At 55.9% G+C, this 19747-nt stretch carries 17 protein-coding genes; all 17 read left to right on the plus strand.

Going from position 1 to position 19747, the window contains the following annotated elements; genetic code table 11:
- The first annotated feature begins 86 nt into the window (after nucleotides 1-86).
- A complete protein-coding gene (gene ilvI / locus KTH07_RS01270) occupies nucleotides 87-1811 on the plus strand; it encodes an acetolactate synthase 3 large subunit (RefSeq protein WP_063162016.1) in 1725 nt (574 codons plus the stop codon).
- A 1-nt stretch (nucleotide 1812) separates the two neighbouring features.
- Complete coding sequence (gene ilvN / locus KTH07_RS01275) at nucleotides 1813-2304, plus strand: acetolactate synthase small subunit (protein ID WP_003856371.1); 492 nt, start codon at nucleotides 1813-1815, stop codon at nucleotides 2302-2304.
- A gap of 179 nt (nucleotides 2305-2483) precedes the next feature.
- A complete protein-coding gene (gene cra, locus KTH07_RS01280) occupies nucleotides 2484-3488 on the plus strand; it encodes a catabolite repressor/activator (RefSeq protein ID WP_003856369.1) in 1005 nt (334 codons plus the stop codon).
- Between the two features lie 590 nt (nucleotides 3489-4078).
- Complete coding sequence (gene mraZ / locus KTH07_RS01285; protein ID WP_006810119.1) at nucleotides 4079-4537, plus strand: division/cell wall cluster transcriptional repressor MraZ; 459 nt, start codon at nucleotides 4079-4081, stop codon at nucleotides 4535-4537.
- Nucleotides 4538-4539: 2 nt separating this feature from the next.
- On the plus strand, nucleotides 4540-5481 hold the full coding sequence (gene rsmH / locus KTH07_RS01290) for a 16S rRNA (cytosine(1402)-N(4))-methyltransferase RsmH (protein ID WP_003856366.1): 942 nt from the start codon (nucleotides 4540-4542) through the stop codon (nucleotides 5479-5481).
- Entirely contained in the window at nucleotides 5478-5843 is a 366-nt protein-coding gene (gene ftsL, locus KTH07_RS01295) for a cell division protein FtsL (RefSeq protein ID WP_003856363.1), read from the plus strand. The genes rsmH and ftsL overlap by 4 nt, the downstream gene beginning before the upstream one ends.
- Before the next feature lie 15 nt (nucleotides 5844-5858).
- Nucleotides 5859-7625: a peptidoglycan glycosyltransferase FtsI gene (gene ftsI, locus KTH07_RS01300; RefSeq protein ID WP_003856361.1), complete on the plus strand. Its 1767-nt coding sequence runs from the start codon at nucleotides 5859-5861 to the stop codon at nucleotides 7623-7625.
- Entirely contained in the window at nucleotides 7612-9099 is a 1488-nt protein-coding gene (gene murE / locus KTH07_RS01305) for a UDP-N-acetylmuramoyl-L-alanyl-D-glutamate--2,6-diaminopimelate ligase (protein ID WP_075606854.1), read from the plus strand. The genes ftsI and murE overlap by 14 nt, the downstream gene beginning before the upstream one ends.
- On the plus strand, nucleotides 9096-10454 hold the full coding sequence (gene murF / locus KTH07_RS01310) for a UDP-N-acetylmuramoyl-tripeptide--D-alanyl-D-alanine ligase (RefSeq protein WP_023303078.1): 1359 nt from the start codon (nucleotides 9096-9098) through the stop codon (nucleotides 10452-10454). Before murE ends, murF begins: the two co-directional genes overlap by 4 nt.
- Nucleotides 10448-11530: a phospho-N-acetylmuramoyl-pentapeptide-transferase gene (mraY, locus tag KTH07_RS01315; RefSeq protein WP_003856353.1), complete on the plus strand. Its 1083-nt coding sequence runs from the start codon at nucleotides 10448-10450 to the stop codon at nucleotides 11528-11530. Before murF ends, mraY begins: the two co-directional genes overlap by 7 nt.
- A gap of 2 nt (nucleotides 11531-11532) precedes the next feature.
- Nucleotides 11533-12849, plus strand: coding sequence for a UDP-N-acetylmuramoyl-L-alanine--D-glutamate ligase (gene murD / locus KTH07_RS01320; RefSeq protein WP_032620913.1), 1317 nt, complete (start codon nucleotides 11533-11535; stop codon nucleotides 12847-12849).
- Nucleotides 12849-14093 (plus strand): cell division protein FtsW, encoded by a 1245-nt coding sequence (gene ftsW / locus KTH07_RS01325; protein ID WP_006810115.1) that lies wholly within the window; start codon nucleotides 12849-12851, stop codon nucleotides 14091-14093. The genes murD and ftsW overlap by 1 nt, the downstream gene beginning before the upstream one ends.
- The gene (gene murG, locus KTH07_RS01330) at nucleotides 14090-15154 is read left to right on the plus strand and encodes an undecaprenyldiphospho-muramoylpentapeptide beta-N-acetylglucosaminyltransferase (RefSeq protein ID WP_017383783.1); all 1065 of its coding nucleotides are present in this window, start codon (nucleotides 14090-14092) and stop codon (nucleotides 15152-15154) included. Before ftsW ends, murG begins: the two co-directional genes overlap by 4 nt.
- Nucleotides 15155-15213: 59 nt before the next feature.
- Entirely contained in the window at nucleotides 15214-16689 is a 1476-nt protein-coding gene (murC, locus tag KTH07_RS01335) for a UDP-N-acetylmuramate--L-alanine ligase (RefSeq protein WP_003856345.1), read from the plus strand.
- Nucleotides 16682-17602 (plus strand): D-alanine--D-alanine ligase, encoded by a 921-nt coding sequence (locus tag KTH07_RS01340; RefSeq protein ID WP_017694515.1) that lies wholly within the window; start codon nucleotides 16682-16684, stop codon nucleotides 17600-17602. The genes murC and KTH07_RS01340 overlap by 8 nt, the downstream gene beginning before the upstream one ends.
- Before the next feature lies 1 nt (nucleotide 17603).
- Nucleotides 17604-18446 carry a cell division protein FtsQ gene (gene ftsQ, locus KTH07_RS01345; RefSeq protein ID WP_003856342.1) on the plus strand — a complete coding sequence of 281 codons (843 nt, stop codon included), beginning with the start codon at nucleotides 17604-17606 and terminating at the stop codon, nucleotides 18444-18446.
- Complete coding sequence (gene ftsA, locus KTH07_RS01350; RefSeq protein ID WP_003856340.1) at nucleotides 18443-19699, plus strand: cell division protein FtsA; 1257 nt, start codon at nucleotides 18443-18445, stop codon at nucleotides 19697-19699. Before ftsQ ends, ftsA begins: the two co-directional genes overlap by 4 nt.
- Nucleotides 19700-19747 lie beyond the last annotated feature (48 nt).

Genomic DNA, 19747 nt, shown 5'->3' on the forward strand with positions numbered 1-19747 from the left:
ACATTATAAGATGGGTTCACCCTGTCAGAAGACGGCGCGGAAATGAATTCTGTTGACCGTCTATAACAAAAGCCTGGAGGCAAAGCATGGAGATGTTGTCTGGCGCGGAAATGGTCGTCCGATCGCTTATCGATCAGGGCGTGAAACAAGTGTTCGGCTATCCCGGAGGCGCGGTTCTCGATATTTATGACGCGCTGCACACGGTAGGCGGTATTGATCATGTTCTGGTTCGTCATGAACAGGCTGCTGTGCATATGGCTGACGGCCTGGCCCGCGCCACGGGCGAAGTGGGTGTAGTGCTGGTCACTTCGGGGCCGGGAGCGACCAATGCCATCACCGGCATTGCGACTGCGTATATGGACTCTATTCCACTGGTCATTCTCTCCGGACAGGTGGCGACGTCACTGATTGGCTATGATGCGTTTCAGGAATGCGACATGGTGGGGATCTCACGCCCCGTGGTGAAGCACAGCTTTCTGGTTAAGCAAACGGAAGATATCCCGGGCGTGCTGAAAAAAGCCTTCTGGCTGGCCGCCAGCGGTCGTCCTGGGCCAGTGGTTGTCGATCTGCCAAAAGATATTCTCAATCCCGCGAATAAACTGCCTTACCTGTGGCCTGAGTCGGTGAGCATGCGTTCGTATAATCCGACGACGCAAGGGCACAAAGGCCAGATTAAGCGTGCGCTGCAAACGCTGCTGGCTGCGAAAAAGCCCGTAGTCTATGTGGGGGGCGGCGCCGTCAATGCAGCCTGTGAAACGCAACTACGCGAACTGATTGAGAAGCTGAATCTTCCTGTCGCGTCATCGCTGATGGGGCTGGGGGCATTCCCGGCTACCCACCGTCAGGCGCTGGGCATGCTGGGTATGCATGGCACCTATGAAGCCAATATGACGATGCACCATTCTGATGTGATTTTTGCCGTCGGCGTACGTTTTGACGATCGCACCACCAATAACCTGGCGAAATACTGTCCGAATGCGACGGTGCTACACATTGATATCGATCCTACTTCTATCTCTAAAACGGTGCCGGCGGATGTGCCCATCGTGGGGGACGCACGACAGATGCTGGATCAAATGTTGGAACTGCTGGCGCAGGAGACCGCCTCTCAACCGCTGGATGAGATCCGTGACTGGTGGCAGCAAATCGAACAATGGCGCGGCCGTCAGTGCCTTAAATACGACACGCAGAGTGAAAACATCAAGCCGCAGGCGGTGATCGAGACGATCTGGCATCTGACCAAAGGCGAGGCGTATGTCACTTCTGACGTAGGCCAGCATCAGATGTTCGCTGCGTTGTATTACCCGTTTGATAAACCGCGTCGCTGGATCAACTCAGGCGGGCTTGGCACGATGGGCTTTGGTCTGCCCGCCGCGCTGGGGGTGAAGCTGGCGTTGCCGAACGAAACGGTTATCTGCGTAACGGGTGATGGCAGTATACAGATGAATATTCAGGAGCTTTCTACTGCGCTGCAATATGAGTTGCCAGTGCTGGTGCTTAACCTGAATAACGGTTACCTCGGTATGGTGAAGCAGTGGCAGGATATGATTTATTCCGGCCGTCACTCTCAGTCTTATATGAAGTCACTTCCGGACTTTGTCCGTCTGGCTGAAGCCTATGGTCATATTGGCATGCGGGTAACCGATCCGTCAGAGCTGGAAGCGAAGCTCGGCGAAGCGCTTGAGCACGTTAAAAACAATCGCCTCGTCTTCATGGACGTCATCGTCGACGGCACAGAGCACGTTTATCCGATGCATATCCGTGGCGGTGGTATGGATGAAATGTGGTTAAGCAAAACGGAGAGAACCTGATATGCGCCGGATATTATCTGTATTACTGGAAAATGAGTCGGGCGCACTGTCACGCGTCATTGGGCTTTTTGCGCAGCGCGGATACAACATTGAAAGCCTGACCGTTGCGCCGACCGATGATCCAACGCTCTCCCGCATGACGATCCAGACTGTCGGCGATGCGAAAGTGCTTGAGCAGATCGAAAAGCAATTGCACAAGCTGGTGGACGTGTTGCGCGTCAGCGAGCTGGGGCAGGGGGCTTACGTCGAACGTGAAGTGATGCTGGTGAAAATTCAGGCCAGCGGTTATGGCCGTGAAGAGGTCAAGCGTAACACGGATATTTTCCGTGGGCAGATCATTGACGTCACGCCTTCTATATATACTGTGCAGCTTGCCGGAACGAGCGATAAGCTGGATGCGTTCCTGGCCTCCGTCAGGGATGTGGCAAAAATTGTTGAAGTTGCGCGCTCTGGCGTTGTTGGCCTCTCGCGCGGCGATAAAATCATGCGTTAGTTGCGCAAAAGGTTCGCCTCTTTCAGCCCGGTAGCCAAAGCCGGGCTTTTTTTTGCGTAATCCGCCGACAACGCGGACAAAAGCGGTTGCCGTGAAAGCTATTCTGCGTTTAGATGTTAAAATATTTAACCATAACCTTGACAGGGCCATGGACTTTTTTCTTTTTTTGAGGGGCAATTGTGAAACTGGATGAAATCGCCCGGCTCGCCGGCGTGTCGAGAACCACGGCCAGCTATGTGATTAACGGTAAAGCAAAGCAGTATCGTGTCAGCGATAAGACCGTTGAGAAAGTGATGGCAGTCGTTCGTGAGCATAATTACCATCCGAATGCTGTCGCCGCAGGTTTACGTGCCGGACGCACCCGCTCGATTGGCCTGGTGATCCCGGATCTGGAAAACACCAGCTATACCCGCATCGCCAACTATCTTGAACGTCAGGCTCGTCAGCGGGGCTATCAGCTGTTGATTGCCTGCTCCGAGGATCAGCCCGACAACGAGATGCGCTGCATTGAGCATCTGCTGCAACGTCAGGTTGACGCCATCATCGTGTCGACCTCTTTACCACCCGAGCATCCTTTCTATCAGCGCTGGGCGAACGATCCATTCCCGATTGTGGCGCTGGATCGTGCTTTGGATCGTGAACATTTCACCAGCGTCGTAGGCGCCGATCAGGACGATGCAGAAATGCTGGCTGCCGAGCTGCGTACCTTCCCGGCGGAAACGGTGCTCTATCTTGGCGCTTTGCCTGAACTATCCGTGAGCTTCCTGCGTGAACAAGGGTTCCGTACGGCGTGGAAAGACGATCCGCGTGACGTTCATTATCTGTATGCCAACAGCTATGAGCGCGAAGCGGCTGCTCAGCTGTTCGAGAAATGGCTGGAAACGCACCCGATGCCGCAGGCGTTGTTTACCACCTCGTTTGCCCTGTTGCAGGGGGTGATGGACGTGACGTTACGTCGCGATGGCAAGCTGCCATCCGATCTGGCGATTGCGACCTTCGGCGATAACGAACTGCTCGACTTCCTGCAATGTCCGGTGCTGGCCGTGGCTCAGCGTCACCGCGACGTCGCCGAGCGCGTGCTTGAGATTGTTCTGGCAAGCCTGGATGAACCTCGCAAACCGAAACCCGGGCTTACGCGTATCAAACGTAATCTCTATCGGCGCGGGATTTTGAGCCGCCATTAATATTTCCACAGGGGCGGTAAAACTGCCCCTTTTGCGGCGCATTTATTGCGGGAAATAATTCCCGGATAAAAATTAGGATTTATCTCTAAGATTCGTAGCCGGCTATTTTTCTGAATCCGTTTTGGCGTTAAAAAGCGCAATTATAATTTTTAACGGGCATTCTTTTGTATTGTTTTGTTACAAACAGCCGCCAGCCGATGAATATTCAGCCATTTTTTACTGTCCCCTTCAGCCCTCAATGTACACGAACGAATCCATATTGCCTTGCGCTTAATCTGGTGCTGTTATCCCCCGGCGATATGCCTTAAAATGCTGCCCGCGTCGCAAACTGACACTTTATATTTCCCTGCGATGATATTGAGTGAGTCTTAACGCTCGTGTGCATATTCGTTTTTTTCTTACAAATATTCATAACGTTAATTTTGCCTCGCCAGTTGTGTAGTTATTAGCCAGGTCACTCTTGCTCTGTAAATACGGTGCTTGCACGCCGGTATAGAGAGAGTCCTGGCTTGACAAGCTTTTCCCTCGCTCCGTAAACTCCTTCAGGTGGGAATTTGTGGGTTAAAGTGGTGAGGAGGGGTGAGGCTGGCATGTTCCGTGGAGCAACGTTAGTCAATCTCGACAGCAAAGGGCGTTTATCGGTACCAACCCGATATCGCGACCAGCTGATTGAGAACGCTTCGGGTCAACTGGTTTGCACCATTGACATCAACTCCCCCTGCCTGCTGCTTTACCCTTTGCCTGAATGGGAAATCATTGAGCAAAAGCTGTCGCGACTGTCGAGCATGAACCCGCAGGAACGCCGCGTACAGCGGCTGTTATTGGGACATGCCAGTGAATGTCAGATGGATAGCGCCGGGCGATTATTGATTGCGCCTGTGTTGCGGCAACATGCCGGTCTGACTAAAGAAGTGATGCTGGTCGGGCAGTTCAACAAGTTTGAACTGTGGGACGAAACGACCTGGTATCAACAGGTCAAGGAAGATATCGACGCTGAGCAGTCTGATTCCGCAACATTATCGGAACGGCTGCGGGACTTGTCTCTATAAATATGATGGAAAATTATAAACATACAACGGTGCTGCTGGATGAGGCCGTTAACGGCCTGAATATTCGTCCAGACGGCATCTATATTGATGGCACTTTTGGTCGCGGTGGTCACTCGCGTTTGATCCTCTCTCAGCTTGGAGCGGAAGGACGCCTGCTGGCAATTGACCGCGATCCGCAGGCGATTGCCGTTGCGCAAACCATCGATGATCCTCGCTTTTCCATCGTGCATGGACCTTTCTCTGCGCTTGCGGATTATGTCGCTGAGCGCGGCCTGACCGGCAAGATCGACGGGATTCTTCTCGATCTTGGCGTCTCTTCACCACAGCTTGATGATGCAGAACGCGGCTTCTCCTTTATGCGTGATGGGCCGCTGGATATGCGGATGGACCCGACGCGCGGACAATCCGCCGCCGAGTGGCTACAAACTGCTGACGAAGCGGATATCGCCTGGGTAATCAAAACCTTCGGTGAAGAACGCTTTGGCAAACGTATTGCCCGCGCCATCGTGGAGCGCAACCGCGTTGAGCCAATGACCCGCACCAAAGAGCTAGCAGAAGTCATCGCGGCGGCAACGCCGGTGAAGGATAAGCACAAACATCCTGCGACCCGTACCTTCCAGGCGGTTCGTATTTGGGTAAACAGTGAACTGGAGGAAATAGAGCTGGCGCTAAAAAGCTCGCTCGACGTGCTGGCCCCGGGTGGGCGGTTATCCATCATCAGCTTCCATTCGCTGGAAGATCGCATCGTAAAACGCTTTATGCGTGAACAAAGCCGCGGTCCGCAGGTTCCAGCTGGGCTGCCGATGACGGAAGAACAACTCAGAAAGCTGGGAGGCCGACAGTTGCGAGCATTAGGCAAGTTGATGCCGGGCGAAGAAGAGGTGGCAGAGAATCCACGTGCCCGTAGTTCAGTGCTGCGTATTGCAGAGAGGACGAACGCATGATCAGCAGAGTGACAGAGACCCTAAGCAAAGTTAAGGGATCGTTAGGAAGCAACGAGCGCCATGCCTTGCCTGGCGTGATCGGCGACGATCTTTTGCGGTTTGGGAAGCTGCCACTCTGCTTGTTCATTTGCATCATTGTGACGGCAGTCATGGTGGTCACCACCGCTCACCATACCCGTTTATTGACTGCGCAGCGCGAACAGATGGTACTGGAACGCGATGCGCTGGATATTGAATGGCGAAATCTGATCCTTGAAGAAAACGCGCTCGGCGATCACAGCCGGGTTGAACGGATCGCAACGGAAAAACTGCAATTACAGCATGTTGATCCTTCGCAGGAAAATATCGTAGTACAAAAATAAGGGAAAACGCGACGCATGAAAGCAGCGGCAAAAACGCTAAAACCAAAACGCCAGGAAGAACAGGCCAACTTTGTCAGTTGGCGTTTTGCGTTGCTTTGCGGCTGTATTTTACTGGCGCTGGGTTTCCTGCTTGGACGCGTGGCGTGGCTGCAAATCATCGCGCCTGACATGCTGGTGCGTCAGGGGGATATGCGTTCTCTGCGCGTGCAGGAAGTTTCCACCTCTCGTGGGATGATCACCGACCGCTCCGGGCGTCCGCTGGCGGTGAGCGTGCCGGTGAAGGCGATCTGGGCCGATCCGAAAGAGTTACACGATGCAGGCGGGATCACCCTTGATAACCGCTGGAAGGCGCTGTCAGACGCGTTGAAAATGCCGCTGGATCAGCTAGCGTCGCGCGTTAACGCCAACCCGAAAGGGCGCTTTATCTATCTTGCCCGTCAGGTGAACCCTGACATGGCTGACTACATTAAGAAACTGAAGCTGCCCGGCATTCATCTGCGGGAAGAATCCCGCCGTTACTATCCTTCGGGCGAAGTCACCGCGCACCTGATTGGTTTTACCAACGTGGATAGCCAGGGGATTGAGGGCGTTGAAAAAAGCTTCGACAAGTGGCTTACCGGCCAGCCTGGCGAGCGAATCGTGCGTAAAGACCGCTATGGTCGCGTCATTGAAGACATTTCCTCGACAGACAGCCAGGCCGCGCACAACCTGGCCCTGAGTATTGATGAACGCTTGCAGGCGCTGGTCTATCGTGAGCTGAACAACGCCGTCGCGTTTAACAAGGCGGAATCGGGCAGCGCCGTGCTGGTGGATGTGGCGACAGGTGAAGTGCTGGCGATGGCCAGTAGCCCCTCATACAACCCGAATAATTTTGCCGGTACAGCAAAAGATGCAATGCGTAACCGCTCCATCACCGATGTGTTTGAACCCGGCTCAACCGTAAAACCTATGGTGGTGATGACGGCTCTACAGCGAGGCATCGTCAACGAAAATACCGTTCTGAATACGATTCCTTATCGAATTAACGGTCACGAAATCAAAGACGTGGCACGTTACAGCGAACTGACCCTCACCGGGGTCTTACAGAAGTCGAGTAACGTCGGTGTGTCAAAACTGGCGTTAGCGATGCCGTCCTCAGCGTTAGTAGATACTTACTCACGTTTTGGGCTGGGAAAGGCGACCAATTTGGGGTTGGTCGGAGAACGCAGTGGCTTATATCCTCAAAAACAACGGTGGTCTGACATAGAGAGGGCCACCTTCTCTTTCGGCTACGGGCTAATGGTAACTCCCTTACAGTTAGCGCGAGTCTACGCAACGATTGGCAGCTATGGCATTTATCGTCCGCTGTCGATCACCAAAGTTGATCCACCGGTTCCGGGGGAACGTGTTTTCCCGGAATCTATCGTTCGTACCGTCGTGCATATGATGGAAAGCGTCGCGTTACCTGGCGGTGGCGGCGTGAAGGCCGCAATTAAGGGCTATCGTATCGCCATTAAAACCGGTACAGCGAAAAAAGTGGGGCCGGACGGCCGCTATATCAACAAATACATTGCCTATACCGCAGGCGTAGCGCCTGCAAGCAATCCGCGTTTTGCGCTGGTGGTCGTCATCAACGATCCGCAGGCGGGTAAATACTACGGCGGCGCCGTCTCCGCGCCTGTGTTCGGGGCTATTATGGGCGGCGTGTTGCGCACCATGAACATTGAACCGGATGCGCTGGCGACGGGCGAAAAAAGTGAATTTGTAATTAATCAAGGCGAGGGAACAGGTGGCAGATCGTAATTTGCGCGACCTTCTTGCTCCGTGGGTGCCTATGCTACCTGCGCGAGCACTGCGAGAGATGGTACTGGACAGCCGCGTAGCGGCTTCTGGCGATCTTTTTGTGGCAGTGGTGGGTCATCAGGCGGACGGGCGTCGTTATATCCCGCAGGCGATTGCGCAAGGTGTTGCTGCCATTATTGCTGAGGCCAAAGATGAGGCAACAGACGGTGAGATCCGTGAAATGCACGGCGTGCCGGTCATCTATCTCAGCCAGCTGAATGAGCGTCTCTCCGCGCTGGCAGGACGTTTTTACAACGAACCTTCCGACCAGTTAAAGCTGGTTGGCGTGACAGGAACCAACGGAAAAACCACCACCACTCAGCTGATGGCGCAGTGGGCGCAGCTGCTGGGCGAAACCGGTGCCGTCATGGGCACGGTGGGGAACGGTCTTCTGGGCAAAGTAAGCCCGACGGAAAACACTACAGGCTCGGCGGTTGACGTGCAGCGTGTGCTGGCGGGCCTCGCTGAGCAGGGGGCGACCTTCGCTGCGATGGAAGTCTCTTCCCATGGTCTGGTACAACATCGCGTGGCGGCCCTGAAATTTGCTGCCTCTGTCTTTACTAACCTGAGCCGCGATCACCTTGATTATCATGGTGATATGGAGCACTACGAAGCGGCGAAATGGCTGCTTTATTCCACTCACCACCACGGGCAGGCGATCATTAACGCCGACGACGAAGTCGGTCGCCGCTGGCTGGAAAAACTGCCGGATGCGGTGGCGGTGTCGATGGAAGATCGCATTAATCCGAACTGCCGCAGCCGCTGGCTGAAGGCGGTCGAGGTGAACTACCACGATAGTGGGGCGACGATCCGCTTCGCTTCCACCTGGGGCGAAGGTGAAATTGAAAGCCGCCTGATGGGGGCCTTTAACGTCAGTAACCTGCTGCTGGCGCTGGCGACGCTGCTGGCGCTGGGCTACCCGATGGCGGATCTGCTGAAAACGTCTGAGCGTTTGCAACCGGTCTGTGGCCGCATGGAAGTGTTCAGCGCGCCGGGCAAGCCGACGGTGGTCGTGGATTACGCACACACGCCGGATGCGCTGGAAAAAGCGCTGGAAGCGGCGCGTCTGCACTGCGCAGGCAAGCTCTGGTGCGTGTTTGGCTGCGGTGGCGATCGCGACAAGGGCAAACGTCCGCTGATGGGCGCCATAGCTGAGCAGTTCGCAGATATTCCCGTGGTAACCGATGACAACCCGCGTACCGAAGAGCCGCGGGCCATTATCAATGACATTCTGGCGGGCATGCTGGACGCGGGTCGTGCGCGCGTGGTCGAAGGCCGTGCGGAGGCCGTGACTAACGCCATTATGCAGGCGCAGGAGAACGATGTGGTTCTGCTGGCCGGTAAAGGTCATGAAGATTATCAGATCGTCGGCAATCGTCGTCTGGATTACTCCGACCGCGTGACGGCAGCGCGTCTGCTGGGAGTGGTGGCATGATTAGCATTACGTTAAGCCAGGCCGCTGCGGTATTGCAGGGGATGCTGCATGGTCAGGATCTAACCATTGAGGCTGTGACCACCGACACCCGTAAGGTGACGGCGGGCTGCCTGTTTGTGGCGCTGAAGGGCGAGCGTTTTGACGCCCACGATTTTGCGCAACAGGCTAAAGATAACGGCGCGGGCGCGCTGCTGGTCAGCCGTAAGCTCGATATCGATTTGCCGCAGATTGTGGTGAAAGATACGCGCCTGGCGTTTGGCGAGCTGGCGGCATGGGTTCGCCAGCAGGTGCCAACACGCGTCGTGGCGCTGACGGGCTCGTCGGGCAAAACCTCCGTTAAAGAGATGACGGCGGCGATCCTTAGCCAGTGCGGTAACACGCTTTATACGGCGGGCAACCTTAATAATGACATCGGTGTACCGATGACGCTGCTGCGCCTGACCCACGAGCATGAATATGCGGTGATTGAGTTAGGGGCTAACCATCAGGGCGAAATCGCCTGGACCGTGAGCCTGACGCGTCCGGAAGCGGCGCTGGTGAATAACCTGGCGGCGGCACATCTTGAAGGTTTTGGTTCGCTGGCCGGTGTGGCGAAAGCGAAAGGTGAAATTTATACCGGCCTGCCGGATGACGGCATCGCCATTATGAACGCCGATAACAACGACTGGCTGAACTGGCAGAGCATCATTGGTTCACGCAAAACCTGGCGCTTCTCACCGAATGCGGCAAACAGTGATTTTTCGGCGACCAACATTCATGTGACGTCACACGGCACCGAGTTCACCCTCACGACCCCAACGGGCGACATCGAGGTGCTGCTGCCCCTGCCCGGTCGTCATAACATCGCCAATGCGCTTGCTGCGGCAGCGCTCTCAATGGCGGTAGGTGCCTCACACGCGGCGATCAAAGCAGGTCTGGCAAATTTAAAAGCCGTGCCGGGGCGTCTTTTCCCGATCCAGCTGGCTGAAAACAAACTTCTGCTGGATGACTCCTACAACGCTAACGTCGGCTCCATGACGGCGGCCGTGCAGGTCTTGTCTGAGATGCCGGGCTATCGCGTGATGGTTGTGGGCGATATGGCCGAGCTGGGTGATGAAAGCGAAGCCTGCCATGTTCAGGTGGGTGAAGCGGCGAAAGCCGCCGGGCTTGACCGCGTATTGAGCGCAGGCACGCTGAGCAAGGCCATTTCCGATGCCAGTGAAGTTGGCGAACATTTTGCCGATAAATCTGCACTGATCGAACGCCTGAAGGCATTGATTACAGAAAAACAGATTGTGACTGTTTTAGTTAAAGGTTCACGTAGTGCCGCCATGGAAGAGGTTGTGCACGCATTACAGGAGAACGGGACATGTTAGTTTGGCTGGCCGAACATTTGGTCAAATATTACTCAGGCTTTAACGTCTTTTCCTATCTGACGTTTCGCGCCATCGTCAGCCTGCTGACTGCGCTGTTCATCTCGCTGTGGATGGGCCCGCGCATGATTGCCCGTCTGCAAAAACTCTCTTTCGGCCAGGTTGTACGCAACGATGGTCCGGAATCGCACTTCAGCAAGCGCGGTACGCCGACCATGGGCGGGATCATGATCCTGACCGCGATTGTGGTGTCCGTTCTGCTGTGGGCCTATCCGTCTAACCCCTACGTCTGGTGCGTGCTGACCGTCCTGGTTGGCTACGGGATCATCGGTTTTGTTGACGACTATCGTAAAGTCGTGCGCAAAGACACCAAAGGTTTGATCGCCCGCTGGAAGTATTTCTGGATGTCGGTGATTGCGCTGGGCGTGGCCTTCGCGCTTTATCTGGCAGGAAAAGACACCCCGGCCACCGAGCTGGTGGTGCCGTTCTTCAAAGACGTGATGCCGCAGCTGGGGCTGTTCTACATTCTGCTGGCTTACTTTGTGATCGTCGGCACCGGCAATGCCGTCAACCTGACCGATGGTCTGGACGGCCTGGCCATCATGCCAACCGTGTTTGTCGCGGGCGGTTTCGCGCTGGTGGCGTGGGCGACCGGTAACATGAACTTTGCAAACTACCTGCACATCCCGTACCTGCGACATGCGGGTGAGCTGGTGATCGTCTGTACGGCGATTGTCGGGGCGGGGCTGGGCTTCCTGTGGTTTAACACCTATCCGGCGCAGGTCTTTATGGGCGACGTCGGTTCACTGGCGCTGGGCGGTGCGCTGGGCATTATCGCCGTGCTGCTGCGTCAGGAGTTCCTGCTGGTGATCATGGGCGGTGTGTTTGTGGTTGAGACGCTATCGGTGATTTTGCAGGTCGGTTCCTTCAAGCTGCGCGGTCAGCGCATTTTCCGTATGGCACCGATTCACCACCACTATGAACTGAAAGGCTGGCCGGAGCCGCGCGTCATTGTGCGCTTCTGGATTATTTCGCTGATGCTGGTGCTGATTGGCCTGGCAACGCTGAAGGTACGTTAATCATGGCAGATTACCAGGGCAAAAAAGTCGTAATCATCGGGTTGGGCCTCACCGGCCTCTCCTGCGTGGACTTTTTCCTTGCGCGTGGCGTGACGCCGCGCGTGATGGATACGCGCGTCTCTCCATCGGGTCTGGACAAGCTGCCGGAGCAGGTTGAACGCCACCTGGGTGGTCTGAATGATGAGTGGCTGCTGGCCGCCAATCTGATAGTTGCCAGCCCCGGTATGGCGCTGGCGCATCCTTCCCTGAACGCCGCCGCGGATGCGGGCGTTGAGATTGTCGGCGATATCGAACTGTTCTGCCGGGAGGCGCAGGCCCCGATCGTCGCCATTACCGGTTCAAACGGTAAAAGCACCGTCACCACGCTGGTGGGGGAAATGGCGAAGGCGGCGGGCAAAAATGTCGGCGTGGGCGGTAACATTGGTCTGCCCGCTCTGATGCTGCTTGATAAAGGGTGTGAGCTGTTCGTCCTTGAGCTTTCCAGCTTCCAGCTGGAAACCACTTCAAGCCTGCATGCGGCGGCGGCGACGATCCTAAACGTCACCGAAGATCATATGGACAGATACCCGTTCGGCTTGCAGCAGTACCGTGCGGCCAAACTGCGCGTTTATGAAAATGCCAAAGTTTGCGTAGTGAATGCCGATGATGCACTCACCATGCCGGTGCGCGGCGCAGACGAACGCTGCATTAGCTTCGGTATTAACATGGGTGACTATCACCTTAATCGTCAGCAGGGCGAAACCTGGCTACGTGTGAAAGGTGAGAAAGTGCTGAACGTGAAAGAAATGATGCTCTCCGGCCAGCATAACTACACTAATGCCCTGGCGGCGCTGGCGCTGGCGGATGCTGTTGGCCTGCCGCGATCTTCAAGCCTGAAGGCGCTCACCACCTTTACCGGCCTGGCGCACCGCTTCCAGCTGGCGCTGGAGCACAACGGCGTACGCTGGATTAATGATTCCAAAGCGACCAACGTGGGTAGCACCGAGGCGGCACTGAACGGTTTGCACGTTGATGGCACGCTATACCTGCTGCTGGGCGGCGACGGTAAATCGGCTGACTTCTCCTCGCTGAAGCAGTACCTCAACGGTGATAACGTGCGCCTGTATTGCTTTGGCCGCGATGGCAGCGAGCTGGCGGCGTTGCGTCCTGAAGTCGCCGAGCAAACCGAGACCATGGAGCAGGCGATGCGCCTCATCGCCCCACGCGTGAAGCCCGGCGATATGGTACTGCTCTCGCCAGCCTGTGCCAGCCTCGATCAATTCAAGAGTTTCGAACAGCGGGGTGATGTCTTTACCCGCCTGGCGAAGGAGTTAGGCTGATGCGTTTATCTCTCCCTCGCCTGAAAATGCCGCGCCTGCCAGGATTTGGTATCCTGGTATGGCTGTTTACGGCGCTGAAAGGCTGGGTGATGGCTTCCCGGGATAAAGATTCCGATAGCCTGATTATGTACGACCGCACGCTGTTCTGGCTCACGCTGGGGCTGGCAGCGATCGGCTTTATTATGGTCACCTCGGCGTCAATGCCTGTCGGACAGCGTCTGGCAAACGACCCGTTCCTGTTTGCCAAGCGTGACGGGCTGTACATCATTCTCGCGTTCTGCCTGGCAATGATCACCTTACGCCTGCCGATGTCGTTCTGGCAGCGGCACAGTACAGCCATGCTCATCGCCTCAATCATCATGCTGTTGATCGTTCTGGTTGTCGGGAGCTCCGTTAACGGGGCATCACGCTGGATTGCCTTTGGGCCACTGCGTATCCAGCCCGCGGAGTTCACCAAACTGTCGTTGTTCTGCTACCTGGCTAACTACCTGGTGCGTAAAGTTGACGAAGTTCGTAACAACCTTCGTGGCTTCTTAAAACCGATGGGCGTGATTCTGGTCCTCGCGATCCTGCTGCTGGCGCAGCCCGACCTCGGTACGGTAGTCGTACTGTTTGTCACTACGCTGGCGATGCTGTTCCTGGCGGGCGCAAAACTGTGGCAGTTCATTGCCATCATCGGGATGGGGATTTCGGCGGTGGTGCTGCTGATCCTCGCCGAGCCCTACCGTATCCGCCGTGTGACCTCGTTCTGGAACCCATGGGAAGATCCGTTCGGCAGCGGTTACCAGCTGACGCAGTCGCTGATGGCGTTTGGCCGCGGCGAAGTCTGGGGTCAAGGCCTGGGCAACTCGGTACAAAAACTGGAGTATTTACCGGAGGCGCACACCGACTTCATCTTCTCCATTATTGGGGAAGAACTGGGTTATATCGGTGTGGTATTGGCGCTATTAATGGTATTCTTCGTCGCTTTCCGCGCCATGTCGATTGGCCGGAAAGCGCTGGAGATCGATCACCGCTTCTCCGGTTTCCTGGCCTGCTCAATTGGTATCTGGTTTAGCTTCCAGGCGCTGGTAAACGTTGGGGCGGCAGCGGGTATGCTGCCGACCAAAGGTCTGACGTTGCCGTTGATCAGTTATGGTGGTTCGAGTCTGCTGATCATGTCGACGGCCATCATGTTTTTGTTACGCATAGATTATGAAACGCGTCTGGAGAAAGCTCAGGCGTTTACACGAGGTTCACGATGAATCAACCGAAGCGGTTAATGGTGATGGCAGGCGGTACCGGTGGACACGTGTTCCCGGGACTGGCGGTTGCGCACCATTTAATGGAACAGGGCTGGCAGGTACGCTGGCTGGGAACCGCAGACCGCATGGAAGCCGATCTGGTACCTAAACACGGTATCGAGATCGACTTTATTCGTATTTCTGGCCTTCGTGGCAAAGGGATCAAGGCGCAGCTGCTGGCGCCGGTGCGCATTTTCAATGCCTGGCGTCAGGCGCGCGCCATTATGAAGCGTTTTAAGCCTGACGTCGTTCTGGGCATGGGCGGTTACGTTTCCGGTCCGGGCGGACTGGCGGCGTGGTCACTGGGCATCCCCGTTGTTCTGCATGAGCAGAACGGTATTGCCGGGTTGACCAACAAATGGCTGGCAAAAATCGCCACCAAAGTTATGCAGGCCTTCCCCGGGGCATTCCCGAAAGCGGATGTCGTAGGGAATCCGGTACGTGTGGACGTGCTGGCGCTGCCGCTGCCAGATACGCGTCTGGCGGGTCGCGAAGGGCCGGTGCGCGTGCTGGTCGTCGGCGGTTCCCAGGGCGCACGTATTTTAAACCAGACGATGCCGCAGGTTGCGGCAAAACTGGGTGATGCGGTGACCATCTGGCACCAGAGCGGGAAGGGCGCTCAGCAGACCGTTGAGCAGGCCTACGTGCAGGAAGGTCAGCCGCAGCATAAAGTGACTGAATTTATTGATGATATGGCCGCAGCCTATGCCTGGGCCGATGTTGTGGTCTGTCGCTCGGGCGCGCTGACGGTGAGCGAAATCGCCGCCGCCGGTTTACCGGCGCTGTTTGTGCCGTTCCAGCACAAAGACCGACAGCAGTACTGGAATGCGCTGCCGCTTGAGAAAGCGGGCGCAGCGAAGATTTTTGAGCAGCCACAATTTACCGCTGATGCGGTCGCCACTACCCTGGCGGGCTGGAACCGGGATGTATTACTGGAGATGGCGCAACGCGCACGCGCGACCGCTATCCCGGATGCAACGGAACGGGTGGCAAAAGAAGTGAGCCTGGCAGCCCAGGCATAATTCTCGCAGTGCGTGTTGCGCTGCACGATTTTTTTGAAGTAGTCGATGGCGTTTAGAGAATGAATACACAACAACTGGCAAAACTGCGTTCTATCGTGCCCGAGATGCGTCGCGTCCGGCACATTCACTTTGTCGGCATCGGTGGTGCTGGCATGGGCGGTATTGCCGAAGTGTTAGCTAACGAAGGCTATCAGATCAGCGGGTCTGACCTGGCGCCAAACCCTGTTACGCAGCAGCTGGCGTCGCTGGGGGCGACTATCTATTTCAATCATCGCCCGGAAAACGTGAGCGATGCGAGCGTGGTTGTGGTGTCCAGCGCTATCTCCGCGGATAACCCGGAAATCGTTGCGGCGCATGAGGCGCGCATCCCGGTGATCCGTCGCGCGGAAATGCTGGCGGAACTGATGCGTTTCCGTCACGGCATTGCGGTGGCCGGTACGCACGGTAAAACCACCACAACAGCGATGGTCTCCAGCATTTATGCGGAAGCGGGTCTCGACCCGACGTTCGTTAACGGTGGTCTGGTGAAAGCCGCTGGCGTGCATGCGCGTCTGGGCCACAGCCGTTATCTGATTGCGGAAGCGGATGAGAGCGATGCGTCGTTCCTGCATCTACAGCCGATGGTGGCGATCGTCACCAACATCGAAGCTGACCATATGGACACTTACCAGGGCGACTTCGAGAACTTAAAGCAGACCTTTATTAACTTCCTGCACAACCTGCCGTTCTATGGCCGTGCGGTGATGTGCGTGGACGATCCGGTTATTCGCGAGCTGCTGCCGCGCGTCGGGCGTCAAATTACGACCTACGGCTTCAGCGAAGACGCGGATGTACGCGTAGAAGATTACAAGCAGATCGGTGCGCAGGGGCATTTCACCCTCGCGCGTCAGGATAAAGACCTGCTGCATGTCACCCTGAACGCTCCGGGACGTCACAACGCCCTGAATGCGGCAGCGGCGGTGGCTGTTGCGACAGAAGAAGGCATTGACGATGAAGCGATCCTGCGCGCACTGGAGAGCTTCCAGGGGACGGGCCGTCGCTTCGACTTCCTCGGTGAATTCCCGCTGGAGCCGGTAAACGGTAAGCCAGGTTCTGCGATGCTGGTAGACGACTACGGTCACCATCCGACGGAAGTGGACGCAACCATCAAAGCGGCACGCGCGGGTTGGCCGGAAAAGAATCTGGTCATGATCTTCCAGCCGCACCGTTACACGCGTACTCGCGATCTGTATGACGATTTTGCCAACGTCCTTTCGCAGGTCGATACCCTGCTGATGCTGGATGTTTATGCAGCGGGTGAAACTCCGATTCCGGGTGCGGACAGTCGTTCTTTATGTCGTACCATCCGTGGACGCGGTAAAGTGGATCCTATTCTGGTTCCCGACCCGGCGCAGGTGGCTGAAATGCTTGCCCCGGTCCTGACGGGTAACGATCTGATCCTGATTCAGGGCGCGGGAAATATCGGCAAAATCGCCCGTACCTTAGCTGAAATCAAACTGAAGCCGCAAACTCAGGAGGACGAGCGTCATGGCTGATAAGATTGCTGTCCTGTTTGGCGGCACTTCCGCCGAACGCGAGGTTTCTCTGAATTCGGGCGCTGCCGTGCTGGCGGGCCTGCGTGAAGGTGGTGTGGACGCGCATCCGGTTGATCCGAAAGAGGTGGACGTCACGCAGCTGAAAGCGATGGGCTTCGATAAAGCCTTTATCGCGTTGCACGGTCGCGGCGGTGAAGACGGCACGTTGCAGGGGCTGCTGGAGCTGATCGGCATGCCGTACACCGGCAGCGGCGTGATGGCATCCGCCATCTCCATGGATAAACTGCGCAGCAAACTGCTGTGGCAGGGGGCGGACCTGCCCGTTGCGCCATGGGTTGCACTGACGCGTCGTGAATATGAATTGGGTCTGTCGGACAGCGTTAATACACGCATTGCGGCACTGGGCTTACCGGTTATTGTGAAGCCGAGCCGTGAAGGGTCGAGCGTGGGAATGTCCAAAGTCGATAAAGCTGTAGATTTGGCTGACGCTTTAGCACTGGCATTTCAACATGATGAAGAAGTTCTGATTGAAAAATGGCTTAGCGGGCCGGAATTTACCGTCGCGATGCTTGGCGAAGAAATTTTACCGTCAATTCGCATCCAACCCGCCGGAGTCTTCTATGATTATGAGGCGAAGTATCTCTCTGATGAGACGCAATATTTCTGCCCAGCGGGTCTTGAAGCAGAGCGTGAGGCCGAATTACAGTCTCTGGTGCTTAAAGCCTGGAATGTGCTGGGATGTCGTGGCTGGGGACGCATTGACGTGATGCTTGACGGTGACGGGCAATTTTATCTGCTGGAAGCAAACACGTCTCCGGGTATGACCAGCCATAGCCTTGTGCCGATGGCGGCGCGTCAGGCGGGAATGAGCTTCTCGCAGTTAGTCGTACGTATTCTGGACCAGGCGGGCTGATATGTCTCAGGCTGCATTGAACACGCGCAACCGCGATGACGAAGAAGAATATTCCTCTTCGCGCCGGAGTAATGGAACGCGTCTTGCAGGGATCATCTTCCTGCTCGGGGTGCTGTGCACCGTGTTTATCAGCGGCTGGATGGTGCTGGGCTGGATGGAAGACGCGCAGCGGTTGCCGCTGTCGAAGCTGGTGGTGACCGGGGAGCGACACTACACGCGTAACGATGACATTCGCCAGTCGATTCTGGCGCTTGGGTCGCCTGGCACCTTTATGACGCAGGACGTCAACATTATCCAGAGTCAGATTGAACGTCTGCCGTGGATAAAACAGGCGAGTGTCAGAAAACAATGGCCAGATGAATTGAAGATTCATCTGGTTGAATATGTGCCGATTGCGCGTTGGAATGATCAGCATATGGTTGACGTAGACGGAAATTCGTTCAGCGTCCCGAGCGATCGTGTCAACAAGCAGAATTTACCGATGTTGTATGGCCCGGAAGGCAGCGAAAACGAAGTATTGCAGGGTTTTCGTGAGATGGGGCAGGTGCTGGCTAAGGATCGCTTTACGTTAAAAGATGCTGCGATGACGGCGCGCCGTTCCTGGCAGTTGACCCTAACGAATGGCATTAAGCTCAATCTTGGCCGCGGCGACACAATGAAACGTCTGGCGCGTTTTGTAGAACTTTACCCGGTTTTACAGCAGCAGGCGCAGACGGATGGCAAACGGATAAGCTACGTTGATTTGCGCTATGACTCAGGCGCAGCAGTCGGTTGGGAGCCGGCTCCGGTCGAGGAACCTAATCAGCAACAAAATCAGGCACAGGTACAGGCAGAACAACAATGATCAAGTCGACGGACAGAAAATTGGTAGTAGGACTGGAGATTGGCACCGCGAAGGTTGCCGCTTTGGTAGGGGAAGTTCTGCCCGACGGTATGGTCAATATCATTGGCGTGGGCAGCTGCCCCTCCCGTGGTATGGATAAAGGTGGGGTAAACGACCTTGAGTCGGTGGTGAAATGCGTTCAGCGCGCCATCGACCAGGCTGAATTGATGGCAGATTGCCAGATTTCCTCTGTCTATCTGGCCCTGTCTGGTAAGCACATCAGCTGCCAGAATGAAATCGGTATGGTGCCGATTTCTGAAGAAGAGGTGACGCAGGAAGACGTTGAGAACGTTGTCCACACGGCGAAATCCGTGCGTGTTCGCGACGAGCACCGTGTGCTGCATGTGATCCCGCAGGAATACGCGATCGACTACCAGGAAGGCATCAAGAATCCGGTCGGTCTCTCGGGCGTGCGTATGCAGGCAAAAGTGCACCTGATCACATGTCACAACGATATGGCGAAGAACATTGTAAAAGCCGTTGAACGTTGTGGCCTGAAAGTTGACCAACTCATTTTCGCCGGTCTTGCCGCGAGCTATTCCGTGCTGACCGAAGACGAACGTGAACTGGGCGTCTGTGTGGTCGATATTGGTGGTGGTACAATGGACATGGCCGTCTATACCGGCGGTGCGTTACGCCACACCAAAGTGATCCCGTACGCCGGGAATGTGGTGACCAGCGATATCGCTTACGCCTTTGGTACGCCACCGAGTGATGCAGAGGCGATTAAAGTGCGCCATGGTTGCGCGCTGGGCTCTATCGTCGGCAAAGACGAGAGCGTTGAAGTGCCGAGCGTAGGCGGGCGACCGCCGCGCAGCCTGCAACGCCAGACGCTGGCAGAGGTGATTGAGCCGCGTTATACCGAGCTGCTCAACCTGGTCAACGAAGAGATTTTGCAGTTACAGGAACAGCTTCGCCAGCAGGGTGTGAAACATCATCTCGCGGCGGGGATTGTATTAACCGGCGGGGCAGCGCAAATTGAAGGTCTTGCGGCCTGCGCTCAGCGCGTGTTCCATACGCAGGTGCGTATTGGTGCGCCGCTGAATATTACCGGTTTAACGGATTACGCTCAGGAGCCGTATTACTCAACGGCCGTGGGCCTGCTGCACTACGGGAAAGAATCCCATTTGAGTGGTGAAGCAGAAGTGGAAAAACGCGTCTCGGTGGGGTCTTGGGTCAAACGACTTAACACCTGGTTGCGAAAAGAGTTTTAATTTTTTTAAGAGACCGGAGAGAATTAGCGGTCTCGGGCGACAGGCACA

It is taken from the genome of Enterobacter cloacae complex sp. ECL72, from assembly GCF_019056635.1.
In the GTDB taxonomy this organism is placed as follows: Bacteria; Pseudomonadota; Gammaproteobacteria; order Enterobacterales; family Enterobacteriaceae; genus Enterobacter; species Enterobacter hormaechei_C.

Coding starts and splice junctions, on each gene's coding strand:
- ftsI (WP_003856361.1), top strand. CDS start 5,859: ATGAAAGCAGCGGCAAAAACGCTAAAACCAAAACGCCAGGAAGAACAG.
- ilvN (WP_003856371.1), top strand. CDS start 1,813: ATGCGCCGGATATTATCTGTATTACTGGAAAATGAGTCGGGCGCACTG.
- ftsL (WP_003856363.1), top strand. CDS start 5,478: ATGATCAGCAGAGTGACAGAGACCCTAAGCAAAGTTAAGGGATCGTTA.
- KTH07_RS01340 (WP_017694515.1), top strand. CDS start 16,682: ATGGCTGATAAGATTGCTGTCCTGTTTGGCGGCACTTCCGCCGAACGC.
- murG (WP_017383783.1), top strand. CDS start 14,090: ATGAATCAACCGAAGCGGTTAATGGTGATGGCAGGCGGTACCGGTGGA.
- ilvI (WP_063162016.1), top strand. CDS start 87: ATGGAGATGTTGTCTGGCGCGGAAATGGTCGTCCGATCGCTTATCGAT.
- rsmH (WP_003856366.1), top strand. CDS start 4,540: ATGATGGAAAATTATAAACATACAACGGTGCTGCTGGATGAGGCCGTT.
- mraZ (WP_006810119.1), top strand. CDS start 4,079: ATGTTCCGTGGAGCAACGTTAGTCAATCTCGACAGCAAAGGGCGTTTA.
- murF (WP_023303078.1), top strand. CDS start 9,096: ATGATTAGCATTACGTTAAGCCAGGCCGCTGCGGTATTGCAGGGGATG.
- ftsA (WP_003856340.1), top strand. CDS start 18,443: ATGATCAAGTCGACGGACAGAAAATTGGTAGTAGGACTGGAGATTGGC.
- mraY (WP_003856353.1), top strand. CDS start 10,448: ATGTTAGTTTGGCTGGCCGAACATTTGGTCAAATATTACTCAGGCTTT.
- murD (WP_032620913.1), top strand. CDS start 11,533: ATGGCAGATTACCAGGGCAAAAAAGTCGTAATCATCGGGTTGGGCCTC.
- ftsQ (WP_003856342.1), top strand. CDS start 17,604: ATGTCTCAGGCTGCATTGAACACGCGCAACCGCGATGACGAAGAAGAA.
- ftsW (WP_006810115.1), top strand. CDS start 12,849: ATGCGTTTATCTCTCCCTCGCCTGAAAATGCCGCGCCTGCCAGGATTT.
- murC (WP_003856345.1), top strand. CDS start 15,214: ATGAATACACAACAACTGGCAAAACTGCGTTCTATCGTGCCCGAGATG.